Source organism: Lacinutrix venerupis, assembly GCF_003663945.1.
Lineage (GTDB): Bacteria > Bacteroidota > Bacteroidia > Flavobacteriales > Flavobacteriaceae > Lacinutrix > Lacinutrix venerupis.
Window position 1 is genome coordinate 408,055 of sequence record NZ_RCCH01000001.1, and the last position, 16,682, is coordinate 424,736.

Annotated in this window: 19 protein-coding genes; 10 read left to right on the plus strand and 9 right to left on the minus strand. The window is 28.5% G+C overall.

What is annotated here, in order from left to right; translation table 11 throughout:
- The first annotated feature begins 110 nt into the window (after positions 1–110).
- Positions 111–1,049, plus strand: a complete 939-nt coding sequence (locus CLV86_RS01905) for a hypothetical protein (RefSeq protein WP_076733092.1) — start codon at positions 111–113, stop codon at positions 1,047–1,049.
- A gap of 5 nt (positions 1,050–1,054) precedes the next feature.
- Here the strand turns inward: CLV86_RS01905 and CLV86_RS01910 are convergent, their stop codons facing one another.
- The gene (locus CLV86_RS01910; protein ID WP_076733091.1) at positions 1,055–1,618 is read right to left on the minus strand and encodes a Smr/MutS family protein; all 564 of its coding nucleotides are present in this window, start codon (positions 1,616–1,618) and stop codon (positions 1,055–1,057) included.
- Positions 1,615–1,818, minus strand: coding sequence for a hypothetical protein (locus tag CLV86_RS01915; protein ID WP_121048996.1), 204 nt, complete (start codon positions 1,816–1,818; stop codon positions 1,615–1,617). The genes CLV86_RS01910 and CLV86_RS01915 overlap by 4 nt, the downstream gene beginning before the upstream one ends.
- Before the next feature lie 150 nt (positions 1,819–1,968).
- On the opposite strand from CLV86_RS01915, the gene CLV86_RS01920 reads away from it, so the two are divergent.
- The 3 genes from CLV86_RS01920 (at position 1,969) to CLV86_RS14445 (ending at position 4,638) form a co-directional block, all read left to right on the plus strand.
- Entirely contained in the window at positions 1,969–3,819 is a 1,851-nt protein-coding gene (locus CLV86_RS01920; protein ID WP_121048999.1) for a T9SS type A sorting domain-containing protein, read from the plus strand.
- A gap of 107 nt (positions 3,820–3,926) precedes the next feature.
- Positions 3,927–4,232 carry a CD225/dispanin family protein gene (locus CLV86_RS01925; RefSeq protein ID WP_121049002.1) on the plus strand — a complete coding sequence of 102 codons (306 nt, stop codon included), beginning with the start codon at positions 3,927–3,929 and terminating at the stop codon, positions 4,230–4,232.
- Positions 4,225–4,638, plus strand: coding sequence for a DUF2752 domain-containing protein (locus CLV86_RS14445; protein ID WP_121049005.1), 414 nt, complete (start codon positions 4,225–4,227; stop codon positions 4,636–4,638). The genes CLV86_RS01925 and CLV86_RS14445 overlap by 8 nt, the downstream gene beginning before the upstream one ends.
- 53 nt (positions 4,639–4,691) lie before the next feature.
- Here CLV86_RS14445 and rocD read toward each other — a convergent pair whose 3' ends face one another.
- The gene (rocD, locus tag CLV86_RS01935; RefSeq protein ID WP_121049009.1) at positions 4,692–5,936 is read right to left on the minus strand and encodes an ornithine--oxo-acid transaminase; all 1,245 of its coding nucleotides are present in this window, start codon (positions 5,934–5,936) and stop codon (positions 4,692–4,694) included.
- A gap of 172 nt (positions 5,937–6,108) precedes the next feature.
- On the opposite strand from rocD, the gene rlmD reads away from it, so the two are divergent.
- The 3 genes from rlmD to CLV86_RS01950 are packed head-to-tail and all read left to right on the plus strand — an operon-like array spanning position 6,109 to position 8,777.
- Positions 6,109–7,521 carry a 23S rRNA (uracil(1939)-C(5))-methyltransferase RlmD gene (gene rlmD / locus CLV86_RS01940; RefSeq protein ID WP_121049013.1) on the plus strand — a complete coding sequence of 471 codons (1,413 nt, stop codon included), beginning with the start codon at positions 6,109–6,111 and terminating at the stop codon, positions 7,519–7,521.
- 46 nt (positions 7,522–7,567) lie between these two features.
- Positions 7,568–8,086, plus strand: coding sequence for a DUF6452 family protein (locus CLV86_RS01945; protein WP_121049016.1), 519 nt, complete (start codon positions 7,568–7,570; stop codon positions 8,084–8,086).
- The gene (locus CLV86_RS01950; RefSeq protein ID WP_121049018.1) at positions 8,058–8,777 is read left to right on the plus strand and encodes a DUF6048 family protein; all 720 of its coding nucleotides are present in this window, start codon (positions 8,058–8,060) and stop codon (positions 8,775–8,777) included. Before CLV86_RS01945 ends, CLV86_RS01950 begins: the two co-directional genes overlap by 29 nt.
- Positions 8,778–8,782: 5 nt before the next feature.
- Here CLV86_RS01950 and CLV86_RS01955 read toward each other — a convergent pair whose 3' ends face one another.
- Genes CLV86_RS01955 through CLV86_RS01965 form a run of 3 tightly spaced genes read right to left on the minus strand, consistent with a single transcriptional unit; the run spans position 8,783 to position 12,674 of the window.
- A complete protein-coding gene (locus CLV86_RS01955; RefSeq protein ID WP_170148504.1) occupies positions 8,783–9,859 on the minus strand; it encodes an acyltransferase family protein in 1,077 nt (358 codons plus the stop codon).
- The gene (locus CLV86_RS01960; RefSeq protein WP_147427009.1) at positions 9,849–11,507 is read right to left on the minus strand and encodes a sulfatase-like hydrolase/transferase; all 1,659 of its coding nucleotides are present in this window, start codon (positions 11,505–11,507) and stop codon (positions 9,849–9,851) included. The genes CLV86_RS01955 and CLV86_RS01960 overlap by 11 nt, the downstream gene beginning before the upstream one ends.
- 6 nt (positions 11,508–11,513) lie before the next feature.
- A complete protein-coding gene (locus CLV86_RS01965) occupies positions 11,514–12,674 on the minus strand; it encodes a THUMP domain-containing class I SAM-dependent RNA methyltransferase (protein ID WP_121049026.1) in 1,161 nt (386 codons plus the stop codon).
- Between the two features lie 91 nt (positions 12,675–12,765).
- Here CLV86_RS01965 and CLV86_RS01970 point away from each other — a divergent pair, with 91 nt between their 5' ends.
- Genes CLV86_RS01970 through CLV86_RS01980 form a run of 3 tightly spaced genes read left to right on the plus strand, consistent with a single transcriptional unit; the run spans position 12,766 to position 14,678 of the window.
- Positions 12,766–13,497 carry a class I SAM-dependent methyltransferase gene (locus CLV86_RS01970; protein WP_121049029.1) on the plus strand — a complete coding sequence of 244 codons (732 nt, stop codon included), beginning with the start codon at positions 12,766–12,768 and terminating at the stop codon, positions 13,495–13,497.
- Between the two features lie 48 nt (positions 13,498–13,545).
- Positions 13,546–14,220, plus strand: coding sequence for a ZIP family metal transporter (locus CLV86_RS01975; RefSeq protein ID WP_076733077.1), 675 nt, complete (start codon positions 13,546–13,548; stop codon positions 14,218–14,220).
- A gap of 29 nt (positions 14,221–14,249) precedes the next feature.
- Positions 14,250–14,678 carry a DUF4268 domain-containing protein gene (locus tag CLV86_RS01980; protein WP_121049032.1) on the plus strand — a complete coding sequence of 143 codons (429 nt, stop codon included), beginning with the start codon at positions 14,250–14,252 and terminating at the stop codon, positions 14,676–14,678.
- 147 nt (positions 14,679–14,825) lie between these two features.
- On the opposite strand, the gene CLV86_RS01985 is transcribed toward CLV86_RS01980, so the two are convergent.
- From CLV86_RS01985 to CLV86_RS01995, 3 genes are all read right to left on the minus strand, one after another.
- A complete protein-coding gene (locus tag CLV86_RS01985) occupies positions 14,826–15,185 on the minus strand; it encodes a dihydroorotase (RefSeq protein ID WP_076733075.1) in 360 nt (119 codons plus the stop codon).
- Positions 15,186–15,324: 139 nt separating this feature from the next.
- Positions 15,325–15,951 carry a PAQR family membrane homeostasis protein TrhA gene (gene trhA / locus CLV86_RS01990; protein WP_121049035.1) on the minus strand — a complete coding sequence of 209 codons (627 nt, stop codon included), beginning with the start codon at positions 15,949–15,951 and terminating at the stop codon, positions 15,325–15,327.
- 14 nt (positions 15,952–15,965) lie between these two features.
- Complete coding sequence (locus tag CLV86_RS01995; RefSeq protein WP_076733073.1) at positions 15,966–16,655, minus strand: DUF4294 domain-containing protein; 690 nt, start codon at positions 16,653–16,655, stop codon at positions 15,966–15,968.
- Positions 16,656–16,682: the final 27 nt, after the last annotated feature.

Here is a 16,682-nt window from a genome sequence, read left to right on the forward strand (position 1 = left end):
GAAATATAACATTTTTAAGGCATCAAAAATAAGCGAAATAAAATTAATTACCATAAGCTACGTTATCATTTACTCAATTCTATTATTTTTGTTGCATAATCTACTATAATATGAGAATTATTTTTTCTTTTTTAGCTTTAGCTTTTCTTTTTACAAGTTGTGATGATGGTGATGTTATTTCTGTATCCTTAGAGTTTGACGATACTTTTGATACTTGCGGAGACTTAGTGTGCTATAAAATAAAATCGGATCCATCAGAATCTCTTTCTTTAAGATTAAACACAACTATTGAAGCTCTTATAGATACAGATCCTGATCCGGATAATCCATTATTAGTAGAATTAGCAAACGATGAAATAGAGTTTACTATTACAAGTACATATTCGTTTAATTACAGAACGTATAGTACTGAAATTACTGAAAATATATTTTGTAGCGATATTCCACCTTCTGATGTAACAATTGTAAATGATTATGTTTCTAACGATGGTTTAGCTATTTTTAATGTAGTTTTAACTGAAGATGATAATGATGGAATTCCTGCAGATTTAGAAGATGAAAATACTGATGGTGACAATAATCCTGCAACTAATCCAACAGATACAGATAACGATGGTATACCAGATTATTTAGATGCAGATGATGATGGTGATAATGTTTTAACTAGTATTGAAATTGAAGGACAAATTATAACTTCTGAAATTGAACTTGCTGCGGTTAGAGATACAGATGGAGATGGTATAGCAAACTATCTTGATAATAATGATGATGGTGATTCTGTTTTAACTATTGATGAAGAAGGATTTATTACTCCAAACTTAAATCCTGCAGATGATATTACAGATCCTAATGTTGGTCCAGATTATTTAAATGAGTTTGTTTTTGAAAATGATGCACAAACTACAACGTACAGATCTAACACAATATCTCAAACTTTTGTTTTAGAACTTTCTGTATATAATGTTACTTTACCTATATTAACACAAGAGTTTGTGGATTTTGGAACGTTAACTCAAACAAGTTCTAGAGTGGTTACACCTACTTTTTAAATTACTTAATCAAATGGTTTAACATTTTGATAAATATAAACCTCTGTTGCACCTTGCCCATATTTTTTATAATCGGCATCATAAAATTTTAAGTTATTATAACGCTTAAATAAATATTCTAATTCTAATTTTAGAGTTCCTTCTCCAACACCGTGAATAAATACAATTTTCTGTATTTTCTTTTGCATAGCAAATTCTAATTTATGCTTTGCTGTGTCTAGCTGAATTAGCTTTTTATCATGGCTTGTTAAATGTTTTTCAGACTTTACAAGTTGATGAATATGTAAATCTACTTCCATTGTAGGCTGAAAGCGTTCTTTGGGTTTTACTCTAGGCTGAGTTCTTTTTTTGTTAGATTCTTTTTCATTAAGTACTTGATTAATACTCTTAGTACTAAATGCAGATTTTTTAAGAGAATCGCCTTCCTTTTTTACAATTTCGTTAGCGGTAAAGGACATTTCAAAACCATCTTGATCTTCAATAGTAATTTCAGAATTATTTATTTTAATAATTTCACCAGAAATTGCTTCATCTAATACATATACATAATCTCCAATTTTAAAACTCATTCTTCTCTATCATTTATTTTGTAGTCATCTTTTGGAGGCTTACTTGTAAGTGAGGAGTTTAATCTAAATAAACCATACATTAAAGCTATAATACCAATAATTAAAAGGAAAACACTCTGTTTTTCATTTGCATTAGCATAAATAGCAATACTTCCTCCAATAACAATTAACAAGTAGCTTATTAAATTTTTATACTTCATTTTTTTTATATAGATGGTAAAGATAAATATTTTAGATTGAGAAAAAAGTTAATTATTAAGGTATAGAAAAGCTGTTTTTTGTCTAACATAATAGTTTTTAATTATATTTGTATACCCAATCTAAATAAAAACTGCTTTAATTTTACTATTATGAAAACCTACTTTAACACCTTTATTTTATGCTTTTTAACCACTTATTGTTTTGCACAATTAAGTGTTAAAAACGATGCCTACATTTTTGCAAAAGACGCTCTTGTTTTTGTTGAAGATGATATAAACTTAGATGATGGAACCACAGGAACAGATTCTAGATTTTATCTTAGAGACGAGGCACAACTTATACAAGGATCTGGTTCTACTGGAAATTCTGGACTAGGAAAACTAAGTGTTTACCAAGAAGGCACTGTAAATAACTATGCTTATAATTATTGGGGATCGCCAGTTGGAGCTCCAAGTTCAGATAATAACATTAATGCAGAGTTTAGTGTTTACAATGTTTTAAATGATACTTTATCACTTACAACAAATACACCAGCGATAATAGGAACATCTTACGATGGTACATCTTCTCCTCTTGTAATTTCTAACTATTGGTTATATGCTTATAGTCCTGGAACCGATTATAGTGAGTGGGACTATATTGGAGATGGTACAAGTATACCTGCTGGTTATGGCTTTACAATGAAAGGCTCTACCTCTGGCCCACAACTTTACGATTTTGCAGGAAAACCTAATAATGGTGATATTTTTGTTGATGTAGCTGCAGAACAAACAACTTTAGTTGGAAACCCATATCCTTCTGCATTAGATGCTTATGCTTTTATACATGATGTAGATAATTCAAATATGACTGGAACGTTATATTTTTGGGAACAAGATCCAACTGTAAACTCTCATTACTTAACAGATTATATTGGTGGTTATGCTAGTTATACCATTGCTTACGATCCTACTGCAAATTCTGGTACTGGTGCTTATATAGAATCTTATCTAGCTGCAACTTTCGAGACTTTAGGAGCAGATGGATTTCCTGTTAATGGATCTCCTTCTGGAACGGGTACAAATGCTTCTAAATCTGTTAGACGATACATACCTATAGGGCAAGGTTTCAACATCGAAGGAGCTACAGGTATAACCGGAACACAACAAGTTGTTTTTAAGAATTCTCATCGTCATTATGAAAAAGAATCTAGTATTGATAGTCAATTTTTTAGAGCTAATAATTCTAATTCATCTTCTAATCTTAATCAAAACTTAACTAACAATTCTCAAGCAATTCAATATAACGCTGATGGTTTCCAACAATTACCGGCAAGTACAGATATAAGACGTTTTAGGTTAAATGTAGATTTTAATAATGAAGTAACAAGACAGTTATTACATAATTTTACACCTAGTGCAACAAATGGTTTTGATTATGGTTTAGAGTCACCTAATAAGTCACCAAACCCAAGAGATTCTTATTTTATTGACGGTACAACACCTTATGTTACTCAAGCTCACGCTTATGATATAGATTTAATAATACCGTTAGTAGTCACTATAGATCAAGACATACCTTTAAGAGTACGAATTTATGATGTTCAGAATTTTAATGATGAATCTATTTATTTACACGATAAAGTAACTGGTATTTATTACGATTTAACAGTGTTAGATTTTAATACAAATTTAGATTCTGGAACTTATTCAGACCGTTTTGAAATTACGTTTAAAAGTGAAGAAACACTTACTACTAATGAATTTGAAGATTATAGTTTTTCTGTATTTCAAAACAATACTATTTCTCAATTAGTTATTGCTAATCCAGAGTCTTTAATAATAGATTCTGTTTCTTTAGTAGATATTACAGGAAAACAAATGTTTAAGAAAACAAACTTAAGTAATAATAACCGTTATGAATTTTCTACTAAAAATTTAAGTGATGGTGTTTATATTGCAACTATAACATTAGAAAACAATAATAAATTGAGTAAAAAAATTGTAATTACTAATAAATAATAACTTACACTAAAACAAAAAAAAGCAGCTAATTTAATAGCCGCTTTTTTTTTGCTTATGTTTTTGTAATTATTGTTAATTTTACATTACCAAAAACAAATTAATTTATGGACCAAAGACTACAAAACCAAAAAAATTACAGCGAGCATATGCCTCCTCCAAGACCTAGCAACCACTTAGTATTAGCTATATTATGTACAGTTGCATGTTGCATGCCATTAGGTATAGTGAGTATTGTATATTCTACTAAAGTAGACTCTGCATATAATGCTGGAGATTATGCACTTGCAGAATCATCATCTAAAAAAGCAAAAAATTGGGGCATTGCAGGTATATCTTCTGGTTTTATAGTAGTGGTAATATATATATTATTTATGGTTGTTTTTGCAGCTGCAGGTGCACTAGATGCTTAAAAAAAGAAAACAAACAATACTATTTATTATAATTATAGTGCTAATAGTTTCTGGACTATTAGCACTATATTTTTTATATAATCCATCTCATAGTGCTTTTTTTCCTAAATGTATATTTTACAAAACTACGGGATTACATTGCCCTGGATGTGGAAGTCAACGTGCATTACATGATGTTTTGCAAGGAAATTTTATAGCGGGCTTAAAACATAATTTCCTTTTAATTTTATTAATTGTTGTTTTAATTTATAAAGTTGCCTTATTTACCCTTGAAAAATTTTATAGTAAAAAGTACAACAGTTTACTTAACAACCCGAAAGTTTTAAAAGCAATTCTTATTATTATAATACTTTATTGGGTACTAAGAAATATACCTGTTTATCCTTTTACAATTTTAGCTCCATAAAAAAAGCAACCTCAAAATGAGATTGCTTTTTTATATAATATTATTTAAAACTATTATTTTTCAAATTGTTTTAATGTTTTAGTAATTATAGATACACAATCTAATAATTGCTCTTTAGTCATTACTAATGGTGGCGCAAAACGTATAATGTTTCCATGAGTAGGCTTTGCTAATAGTCCATTGTCTCTTAATGCTAAACAAATATTCCATGCCGTATCACTATCTTCACTATCATTAATTAGTATAGCGTTTAATAAACCTTTACCTCTTACTTTACTAACAATATTTGAAGTTTCAATAAACTTGGTCATTTCTGCTCTAAAAACCTCTCCTAAATTTTGAGCGTTTTCGGCTAAATTTTCGTCTTTTATAACTTGTAATGCAGCCATAGCAACAGCAGCAGCTACAGGATTTCCTCCAAAAGTACTACCGTGGTTACCTGGTTTAATAACATTCATTATAGCATTATTAGCTAAAACTGCAGATACTGGATAAGCTCCTCCAGACAAAGCTTTACCAAGAATTAAAATATCTGCCTTTACATTTTCATGATCTATAGCTAACATTTTTCCTGTTCTTGCAATACCAGTTTGTACTTCGTCTGCTATAAATAAAACGTTATGCTTTTCGCATAAAGCTTTAGCTGCAGTTAAATAACCTTCGCTTGGTACATAAACACCAGCTTCACCTTGTATTGGTTCTACTAGAAAACCTGCTACATTTTTATTACTATTTAAAGCTTCTTCTAGTGCTTGTAAATTATCGTATTCAATTTTAATAAATCCTTTTGTATAAGGACCAAAGTTTTTACGCGCTACAGGATCGTTAGAAAAAGAGATAATTGTAGTTGTTCTACCATGAAAATTATTTTCACATACAATTATTTCAGCTTCATTTTCCTCTATTCCTTTTACTTCATAAGCCCATTTTCTACAAAGTTTTAAAGCTGTTTCTACAGCTTCTGCACCAGTATTCATTGGTAATAACTTATCGTAATTAAAAGTTTCGCTTGCATACTTTTCAAACTTTCCTAACATATCGTTATAAAAAGCTCGAGATGTTAATGTAAGTGTTTGTGCTTGACTCGTCATTGCTCCAACTATTTTTGGGTGACAGTGTCCTTGGTTTACAGCAGAATAAGCCGACAGGAAATCATAATACTTTTTTCCTTCTACGTCCCAAACATGAACGCCTTCGCCTTTACTTAATACTACTGGTAACGGATGGTAATTGTGTGCTCCGTACTTGTTTTCTAAATCTATCGCTTCTTGCGATGTTAAATGTTCTAAAACAGCCATTTTAATAATGTTTATTAGTGAATAAAAAAGCCATTCCTTATCTACCTTTTTCCTTTCGAAGTGTCGAAAATTCAGCGTGGGAAAGAAATCATCCCTAAGGCTTGCAAATTACTAAATATAAAGTGCTAATTAAAATTTTTATCATGCAAAAAAACAAACTACTTTTGCAACTATGGGAAGAAGTAAAAATAGAAAGAAAGTTTTCACAAATGTTGAAGTTATAGATGCTGCAGCAAAAGGAAAAACTGTTGCAAAAGCACCAGACGGAAAAGTAATTTTTTTACCTAATGCGGTACCTGGAGATGTTGTAGACGTGCAAACTTTTAAAAAGCGTAAAGCTTATTATGAAGGGAAAGCTACCGTTTTTCATAAATTAAGCGAAAAAAGAACAAAACCAGAATGTGAACATTTTGGTGTTTGTGGTGGGTGCAAATGGCAAGATATGGCCTATGAGCATCAATTGTTTTACAAACAAAAAGAAGTAACCAATAACTTAACTAGAATTGGACATATTGAATTGCCAGAGGTTACACCTATAAAAGCTTCGGCAGAGCAATATTTTTATAGAAATAAAATGGAGTTTTCTTTTAGTGATAGCAGATGGTTAACTTTAGAAGAAATACAAAGTGATAAAAATCTTGGAAATAGAAATGCTTTAGGTTTTCATATTCCAGGAATGTGGGATAAAATTTTAGACCTTAATAAGTGTCACCTACAAGCAGACCCATCTAATGCCATAAGAAATAGCATTAAATCATTTGCTATAGAAAATGATTTAGAGTTTTTTAATACAAGAAATCAAACGGGATTATTAAGAACTTTAATGATTAGAACATCTTCTACTGGAGATATTATGGTTTTAATTCAGTTTTTTAAGGACGATAAGCAAAAACGTGAATTGTTATTAAATTTTGTAGCAGAAAAATTTCCGCAAATAACCTCTTTACAGTATGTAATTAATGGTAAAGCTAACGATACAATTTACGATCAAGAAGTTATTTGCTACAAAGGTGAAGACCATATTTTTGAAGAAATGGAAGGTTTAAAGTTTAAAATTAATGCCAAATCTTTCTACCAAACAAATTCTGCCCAAGCCTTCGAGTTATACAAACTTACTCGTGAATTTGCAGGATTAAAAGGAGATGAATTAGTTTACGATTTATATACTGGAACAGGAACAATTGCACAGTTTGTTGCAAAACAAGCTAAAAAAGTTGTTGGTGTAGAAGCTGTACCAGATGCTATTACTGCTGCAAAAGAAAATGCACAATTTAATGGTATTAAAAACGTTGAGTTTTTTGTAGGTGATATGAAAAATGTATTTAACGAACAATTTATAGCTACACACGGACAACCAGATGTTATTATTACAGATCCTCCAAGAGACGGTATGCATAAAGACGTTGTTAAACAAATATTAAACATTGCGCCAAGCAAAGTAGTTTATGTAAGTTGCAATAGCGCAACACAAGCTAGAGATTTAGAACTTATGGATGCCATATATAAAGTTACAAAAACACAAGCTGTAGATATGTTTCCGCAAACACACCATGTAGAAAATATTGTACTTTTAGAGAAACGTTAAATACTAGTTTTATAACATAAAAAGGACTGAAACAAATTCAGCATAAATGAAAAAAATAACATCCATACTTCTACTCTTTCTTTCTTTAATTTTTAGTTGCGAAAGAGACGATCTTTGCCCAGAAGATACTCCTACTACTCCAAAATTATTTGTAGAATTTAGAGATAATACACTCACAGATAATGCAAAAAACGTTGCACTATTACGTGTTGAAGATTTTGATGATTCTGAGCGCGTTTTAGAAGGTTACAACGCGGTTACAGCAAGCCAAATGTTATTACCTTTAAAAACAAACACTACAGAGACTAAATACCGTGTTTATAGAGATTATGCTATTGTTAATGATGAAGTTGAAGGAAATGCAGATGTTATTACTATAACTTACGAAACAGAAGAAGTTTATGTTTCGCGTGCTTGTAGTTACAAAACAATATACAAAAATGTAGTATTAACAATTGAAGATCCAGAACCTGGTGAAGAAAACTGGATGCAGTTTGCCGAACCAGAAAATGAAAACCAAACTGTAATAAACGAAGATGAAATACACTATACAATACGTCATTAGTTCTTTCTTGCTGTGTTTTTGCTTATTTTCTAACGCACAGGAAGAAATTACAACACCTATAGATTCTATACAGTATATTCAAAAATACGGAATTAGAATTGGTACAGACATTGGAAAATTAATTAGAACAGCTGCTGATAAAGAATACTCTGGTTTTGAAATAAACGGAGATTTTAGATTAACAAAAAGATTGTTTCTTGCTGCAGAGTTAGGTACTGAAGAAAAAACTACAACTACAGATTTTTTAAGTGCAACAGCTAATGGAAGTTATATTAAAGCAGGAATAGATTACAACATGTACACTAACTGGTTAGGCATGAGTAATATGATTTATAGTGGATTTAGAGCTGGTTTTAGTACTTTTTCTCAAACAAGAAATAGTTATACCGTTTATAATCAAAACCAGTTTTGGGAACCTCAATTTACAAATACAGAAAGTAAAGAGTTTAATAATTTATCTTCTGCTTGGGTAGAGCTTATTATTGGAATTAAAGCAGAAATTGTAAACAACTTATTTATTGGCATTAATGCACAATTAAAAGGAAAATTCTCTGAAAAAAATCCAGAAAATTTTGAAAACTTATACATTCCTGGATTTAATAAAACTTACGACAGTGGAAATTTTGGAGTTGGCTACGGCTATACCATTTCTTATTTTATTCCTATTTTTAAAAAAGGAAATAAAGAATAATTAGATTAATTATTTTTTAATGAAAAATAAAATTGCTCTATCTTCTTTACTACAATAGCTGCACAATATGAGCATAAAATAAAAACAATTAAATAAACGTAATTTATTAAATTAGAATTTATATTATTAGCCCATCCTACCCAAGGTTTTCTTATAAAACCATGTACAGCAAATAAATAATATGACAATCCTCCTGTGTAAATTATAAAATTAAGTACCTTTTTAGAAAAATTATATTTCTTAAAATAAGTAAATAAATATAAAAATAGGATTAAAACACTAAGACCAGATAGGTACCAAAAATATCTATTATAAAAACTTAAAACTATAATTATTAGTGCTGTTAGTGCCATCCATTTTAAATAAGTGCTAATTACGTTTCCTTTAACCGCATAAATAATACCGAAAATAAATACAGGTAGATGTCCAACAAAATTATAATATAAACTAAAGTTTATATGAGATAATTGTTCATTAAATAAAAAAACTACTATAAATGCAATTACACTTATAATGTATAGTATGCGTGGATTTTTCTTTAATAAACTAATTAAGAACGGAAATAATAAATAGAGCTGTACTATTAGTGAATAAAACCAAAATGGTCCATTTAGTACAAAAACTTTTTTAGGTATTAAATTTGCTAAAAGTGTAAACCTTAATAAAAAATTTATTGCATCATTACTATTAAACTCTTGTTTAAAAATTAAATAGTTATAAATAAATAAAGCTATTAATGCAATTGTAAATACAGGATAGAGTTTTGCTAATCTTTTTTTTATAAATTCTTTATAATTTATAGTAGTATTTAAATACAAAATAGTTAAACCATAACCACTAATAAAAATAAATAAATAAATCCCATAATGCCCTAAAAAAGCAATAATATATTGTAATACATTAATAGGGTTTGACTTTATACTACTAAAAAAATTTTCTACATAAATGGAATTATAACTAAATTCATTCTCCCCTATCATTGGTTTTAGCCAGTGTAGAAAATTATGAGAAATTATTAAAAGTATTCCTATACCTTTAATAACTAAAGAGTCTGTTTTAGATAAAATTGAGTTAATTTTCACTATCTATATTTGTTTTCCAAGTATCGTAATTTAAACCTTTTTTAATAATTCTTTTTCGTGTTTTAAAATTAGGACTAAAAATACTTCTGGTTTCATCAAAACCTTTAAAGTTAACATTTATTAAATCTGAAAAACTGTAAATAAAATCTTCAGCATTATAACTTCTGTTATTATAACTCTGTAATGTATCTATTCTTTTGTTTTGTTCTAAATAATCTTTAGAAAACCATGATAAAAACGGAATATCAAACATTGGTTTAGATCCTTTATGCCTATGGTGCCCAACAAAATCTTGTGTATCAAAAACATCATCTCCGTGATCAGAAAAATAAACAACAAAACTGTTTTTATTTTCTGCTTGTATTAGTTTTATAATTTCATTTACTACAAAATCATTATATCTTACCGCATTATCATATTCATTTACTTTTTCTTTAGAATATTTAGTTTTAAACTTGGTACGTTCATTTACACCATTAAAATAATTGTAACTTTCTGGATAACGTTTTTTATATATTCTATGCGTACCAATTAAATGCACAAAAATTAACTTACGCTTACTTTTGGTTTTTAAGGCTTTTTTTACTTCAGGAATTAGTGCTTCATCATAAATTGTGTACATATAACTATCCGTAGCTAAAAACTTTTTATGCTGTGCAGCTGTAGCAATTATGGTTGGTGTACTTTCGGTAAAACCAACTGGTTGCTGGTTAGATATCCAATGCGTTTCAAATGCGGCAGCATTAGCCAATTGTACAACAGAAAAATTATTATCAATTTTAGGATTTTCAAAATCTGATAAGGTTAATACTTTTTCAAGCGACATAATAGTCATAACATCTGGTGCAATGACATCGTTAAAAACAAAAAGTTCTTTTTTTAATTTAGAAAGCTCCGGATTGGTTTCTCTATTATAACCATAAAGTTGCATATGCCATTTAGATGTAGACTCTCCTATAATTACAACACCTAGTTGAGGTTCTTCATCCTTAGAAATAATATTAATAGCATTATTTTTTGGTTTAGCTAAATGCTCTTTATAATAGTTTTTTGCAATATTATATTCTTTTATTGAATGCGATAATTTAAGTATTATACTTTGTTCTGAAAACGAACGATTAAGTACATAACCACTAAATAACATCAATAATATTAGAGTAATTTTAAATATAGAAGAAGTTTTATGAAAACGTAAAAACTGAAAGAATTTTGGTTTATAAAACAAATTAATAATAAGAAAAATAAAAACTAAAAAACATAAAGTTATTAGTGAAAGAATAGAAATATTAAAATAGCTAGAAAAAAACTCTGATACTTCTTTAGCGTTAGTTTCAAAAATTATAAAAATTGCTGAAGCACTAGGTTTTGTACCAAAAGTAAAATAAAAAAAAGCTTTTATAGCAACTAAAAGTGCTAATACAAACTGAAAAATAAAGAGCGATATCTTCTTTATTTTAAACGAATTTATTAGTAAAATAACACCTGTAAATATTGCTGTAATTAGAACTATTGCACCAACCTCTCTAAAAAAGAGAGTAAAATCATTTATTAAAAAAAGACCAAAAATTACAAGCACCAATAACGGAAAACTCATAATAAGAGTTAATTGTAAAATAGATTTTAGGTTTGCTTTAATATCTTTTATCACAACATTTTAATTATCCATATACTTACCTTTTTTACTTCCAGCATACATTTCGTATTTAACTAAACGAGATTCTAATTTCGCATTCATTAATTTTATTTTAAGAGAAGGACGTAAGCCTACATGTTTTATAGCCTCTAAATTAGATGTTATAAACCACGCATTTGTATTTGGGTAACCTTGTTTTAGTGTATCTCCAATGTTTTTATAAAAACTTTCCATTTCTATATCTAAACGCTCTCCATATGGCGGATTAAAAACCATATGCAATTTAGCTTCTCCAGCTTTTTGAGTTTTAAAAAAATCTTCGTGCTTTATAGTAATAAACTCATCTAAATGAGCATTTTTAATATTATCTTTTGCCTTTGCAACAGCACTTGGAGACTTATCGTAACCTAATATTTTATGATGAAAATCTCTAGTTTTCTTTAATAAAGATTCTTCAATTTTTTCAAACAATTCAACATCCCAATCATTCCAACGCTCAAAAGCAAATTCTTTACGCATTAAATTTGGTGGAATATTACATGCAATCATTGCGGCTTCTGCTAAAATAGTACCACTACCACACATTGGATCCATAAAATCTGTTTGTCCATCCCAACCAGAAAGCATAATTAAACCTGCTGCTAAAACCTCGTTAATTGGTGCAATATTTGTAGCCGTTTTATAACCACGTCTATGTAACGATTCTCCTGACGTATCTAAAGAAATAGTACAAACCGAACGGTCTATATGCACATTAATTTTTAAATCTGGGAAACGTAAATCTACATTTGGACGTTCTCCGGTTTGATCGCGAAATTTATCTACAATAGCATCTTTTACCTTTAAAGCAGCATATTGAGAATGTGTAAACACCTTAGAATGCACTGTAGCATTAACAGCTAGTGTACCAGAAGATTTCATGTGTTTATCCCAATTCATCCTATACACATTAGTATATAAATCTTTTTCACTACTAACTCGAAAGGTTTTTATAGGTTTTAAAATTTTAATTGCCGTTCTTAAACCTAAATTAGCCTTGTACATAAAACCTTTATCTCCCTCAAAACTAACGTTTCGGACACCTTGTTTTACATTTATTGCTCCTAGCTGCGTAAGCTCTTTTGCTAATATCTCTTCAAAACCAAATAAGGTTTTGGCTACCATTTTGTAATTATCTTCCATTATTTTCGTCTAATACAACGCAAAAATACTCTATTTTTGTGCTTTCTAATAATAAACTAAAATCAGATTCCATTTTATATGGAAAATGTGTATGATAAAAGACGACAAAACTTGGTATGCTTCGTGGTTTAACACACCTTTCTACCATATTTTATATAAAGATAGAGATTATGCTGAGGCCGAAAACTTTATGTTTAATCTAACTAATTATTTAAATATTCCTGAAGACGGAAAAATTCTTGACCTAGCTTGCGGTAAAGGCAGACATGCTATATACTTAAACAAGATGGGTTTTAATGTTACCGGAGTAGATTTATCTGAGAACAGTATAGCACACGCAAAACAATTTGAAAACGACACATTACATTTTGATGTTCATGATATGTGTAAGCCATATCACGAACAATTTGATGCCGTTTTTAATCTCTTTACAAGTTTTGGATATTTTGAAAATGAAGAAGACAACTTAAATACCATTAAAGCCATTAAAAGTAATTTAAATGAATATGGTTTTGGTGTTATAGATTTTTTAAATAGTGAATATATTATTGAAAATTTAGTTGAAGAAGATATTAAAACGGTTGAAGGCATCGACTTTCATCAAAAAAGGCATGTAGAAAACGGCTATATTGTTAAAGATATTTCTTTTACAAGTGAAGGACAAAAATATGAATTTCAAGAACGTGTTCGCGCTTTAACATTAGCAGACTTCGAAGCACTTTTTGAAAAAGCTGGTGTATATTTACTTGATGTTTTTGGTGACTATAAATTAAACAAATACCATAAAAAAACGTCCGAACGTTTAATTCTTATTTTTAAATAAAACCATTTAGGTTTTTTAATTATTATATATAATATAAATTTTACTAAAATGCTTTTAAACATTTTACTTCCCATAATATCTGTAGTTTTAGGTTTTATAATTGTTTTTGCACTAAAACCAAAGCAACCAAAGCATTTAAAATTACTACTTGCTTTTAGTGGTGCTTTTTTACTTTCTATAACTGTATTTCATTTCTTACCAGAAGTATATATTGGCGATTATAAAAACGTTGGTTTATTTATAATGATTGGTATTTTGCTCCAAATTATTTTAGAATTTTTCTCTAAAGGTGCAGAACATGGACATGTACATATTAATAAAAACACAAAGGCTTTTCCTTGGTTATTATTTATAAGTTTAAGTATACACAGTGTTTTAGAAGGTTTACCTATAGAAGGACATACTAATTTAATTTATGGTATTATTATACACAAATTACCTGTAGCAATTATTTTATCTACTTTCTTTTTAGCATCAAAAATGCCAAAAAGTAAATCGTTAGCTTTTTTAATTTTATTTGCTTTAATGACGCCTTTAGGTGTAATTTTAGCAGCTAATTTTACATTTTTCCAAACATATTACACACAAGTTTCGGCTATTGTAATTGGTATATTTTTGCATATTTCTACAACTATTTTGTTTGAAAGTAACGAAGATCATAAATTTAATGTAACTAAACTTGTTACCATAATAAGTGCTATTATTATGGCATATTTTATTTAAAACAATAAATTAACCATAAACCTATAGAAGTGTTTTCTAAAGAAGAATCAAGACAATTAAAACAATTATTCTGGACTAGTTTTGGGAAATCTTTTCCTAAAAAATGGATATTATATAATACAAAAATAAAAGGTTTTAGTTTTAAATTTTATTTCGATAATAAAAGTGCTCACGTAAGTTTAGATCTTGAAGATGATCTAGAAAATCGTATCAATTATTGGGAAAAACTAAATCAACTTAAGAGTATATTGTTAACAGATTTTTTACCAGATGCTATTTTTGAAGAAGAATATTTTTTAGATAATGGAAAAGAAATCTCTAGAATTTATGTGCCTTTAGGTTATAAAGTTTCAATTCATAATAAAAATACCTGGCAGGAAGTTATGCTTTTTTTTAATGAAAAAATGAGTGCTTTTGAATCGTTTTTTTATGAATATGAAGATTTTTTAAAAGCATAAATTATAAGATTCTATTACCTTAACAAGCAACTTTTAAAGCTCCCATATATTACTTTAATCCATTAAAAGTAAATTTTAAAACTTATATAGAATAACACAATCTTTATTGTTTAACAATAAAGATTGTGTTTAATCAAAAACAATAAATTATATCCTTAATAGCTCTTTATTGTTTAAAGCTTCATTAATATTAACTTTAACGTATTTATGGCTATTAAAAAATTTCTTTTTAGAAGCTAACATTATTGTAGCTATTACACTACCATCTTTTGCTTCTTTAATCGAAGTTATTTCAACTTTTTCACCTTTTAAATCATCATAATTAACAAGACCTCCTTTTTTTATTATAAAATTTGCTCTTGGAAAATCTATAGATTTATAATTGTTGTTTTTTACATCTCCAATTACAAAAACATCTCCTATTTCTGTATTTAATTTAGTCGTTTGAGAAAACATTAAGTTGGTAAGAAAACTGAATAAAAAAGCTAATAAAACGTAATTTTTCATGATAATCTATTTTAAAATTTAAACAATTTAAATATAGTAAAATTTAACAAATCACCAATATTTAAACGTTAAATTATTAATAACGTTTTTATATAAAGAAAAACTAAGAATAACTCAATAAAACAAAACAGGTAAAGTGCTAAACAACAAACCAATAGACCATTAAAAAATGACATATTGCACCAGCTAAAACAAAGAAATGCCATATTACATGATTGTAAGGAATTTTCTCTACTATGTAAAATATAATTCCTGCTGTATATGCAAAACCACCTGCTCCTAATAAAAATATTCCATTACTATCCATTAAGCTAGAAAGACTAGAAAAATCGAATACAATTAACCAACCCATAACCAGATATAGAATTGTGGAAAAGGTTTCAAATCTTCCAGTAAAAAAAAGCTTTAAAACCACTCCAAAAGCTGCAATTCCCCAAATTACTGCAAACAAAGTCCAACCAAGACTTTTTTCTAATGTAATAAGTAATACAGGTGTATAAGTTCCTGCAATAAGTAAATAAATACTTATGTGGTCTAAAATTCTAAATGTATGTTTTCGCTTTTCATCTTTAATATAATGGTAAGCTGTAGAGGCAGAAAAAAGTACAATTATAGATACACCATAAATAATGGCACTTAATAAACTATAAGTAGATTTTTCGGTATCTTTTATTATAAGTAAAACTAAACCTAAAATACCTAAAATTGCTCCTATGCCATGAGTTACGGTATTCCAAAGTTCTTCGCGTGGCGATTGTATTCGCATTTAGAGTTGTATTTTTATTTGGTTTCAGTTATAACTTTACCATTGTTTAACCACTTATTACTTAATTCATAAAAATCGAACTCTACAGCAGGTTTTTGTTCTTCTAGAACGCCTTGTTGAAACATACGTTGCAAGATGTCTTCAATTAAATAATCTTCTTTAACATGTATTGGATCGAATTCTCTTTTTAAAGAAATATTAAATAATCCAGCAGTATTATTAAACCAAAATGCACGCCAACCATTTCTTAATTCTTTTATTAAAGTAAATGTTGTCTTACCTGTTTGCCTATGAATTAATTTTATTAAAATTTGTCCTTCGGTTCTAGTCATTTTCTTTAATTCGGCAGAAAACTCACTTTCAATATACTTTTGTACTTTTTTAGCATATTGTTTTTTCTTACGTCTAGAGTCTAAAGTTTCTAAACGCTCGTTTAAAGAGGTTAAACGCTCTGCTGCCAATTTAGCATAAGGATATACTTTAATGGTTTTTCTTCTTAAAATATAATAACGTATTCTATTTTCTTTACTATCAAATTTTAATCTATGTAAAAGCTTTACTTCTTCAAGATCTATAGCTTCTCGAGGAATAGAGTCACCTTCAATAATAATATATTCGACCTGTGTAGAATCTTGTTCTGTCTCAAGATTTTGACCAAAAATAAGTATAGGAAAAATTAATAAAAGTGGTAATAAATATTTCATACAAACGCTAGCTGCCAAAACCGTTCC

Coding starts and splice junctions, on each gene's coding strand:
- CLV86_RS01905 (WP_076733092.1), top strand. CDS start 111: ATGAGAATTATTTTTTCTTTTTTAGCTTTAGCTTTTCTTTTTACAAGT.
- CLV86_RS01910 (WP_076733091.1), bottom strand. CDS start 1,618: ATGAGTTTTAAAATTGGAGATTATGTATATGTATTAGATGAAGCAATT.
- CLV86_RS01915 (WP_121048996.1), bottom strand. CDS start 1,818: ATGAAGTATAAAAATTTAATAAGCTACTTGTTAATTGTTATTGGAGGA.
- CLV86_RS01920 (WP_121048999.1), top strand. CDS start 1,969: ATGAAAACCTACTTTAACACCTTTATTTTATGCTTTTTAACCACTTAT.
- CLV86_RS01925 (WP_121049002.1), top strand. CDS start 3,927: ATGGACCAAAGACTACAAAACCAAAAAAATTACAGCGAGCATATGCCT.
- CLV86_RS14445 (WP_121049005.1), top strand. CDS start 4,225: ATGCTTAAAAAAAGAAAACAAACAATACTATTTATTATAATTATAGTG.
- rocD (WP_121049009.1), bottom strand. CDS start 5,936: ATGGCTGTTTTAGAACATTTAACATCGCAAGAAGCGATAGATTTAGAA.
- rlmD (WP_121049013.1), top strand. CDS start 6,109: ATGGGAAGAAGTAAAAATAGAAAGAAAGTTTTCACAAATGTTGAAGTT.
- CLV86_RS01945 (WP_121049016.1), top strand. CDS start 7,568: ATGAAAAAAATAACATCCATACTTCTACTCTTTCTTTCTTTAATTTTT.
- CLV86_RS01950 (WP_121049018.1), top strand. CDS start 8,058: ATGAAATACACTATACAATACGTCATTAGTTCTTTCTTGCTGTGTTTT.
- CLV86_RS01965 (WP_121049026.1), bottom strand. CDS start 12,674: ATGGAAGATAATTACAAAATGGTAGCCAAAACCTTATTTGGTTTTGAA.
- CLV86_RS01970 (WP_121049029.1), top strand. CDS start 12,766: ATGATAAAAGACGACAAAACTTGGTATGCTTCGTGGTTTAACACACCT.
- CLV86_RS01975 (WP_076733077.1), top strand. CDS start 13,546: ATGCTTTTAAACATTTTACTTCCCATAATATCTGTAGTTTTAGGTTTT.
- CLV86_RS01985 (WP_076733075.1), bottom strand. CDS start 15,185: ATGAAAAATTACGTTTTATTAGCTTTTTTATTCAGTTTTCTTACCAAC.
- trhA (WP_121049035.1), bottom strand. CDS start 15,951: ATGCGAATACAATCGCCACGCGAAGAACTTTGGAATACCGTAACTCAT.
- CLV86_RS01995 (WP_076733073.1), bottom strand. CDS start 16,655: ATGAAATATTTATTACCACTTTTATTAATTTTTCCTATACTTATTTTT.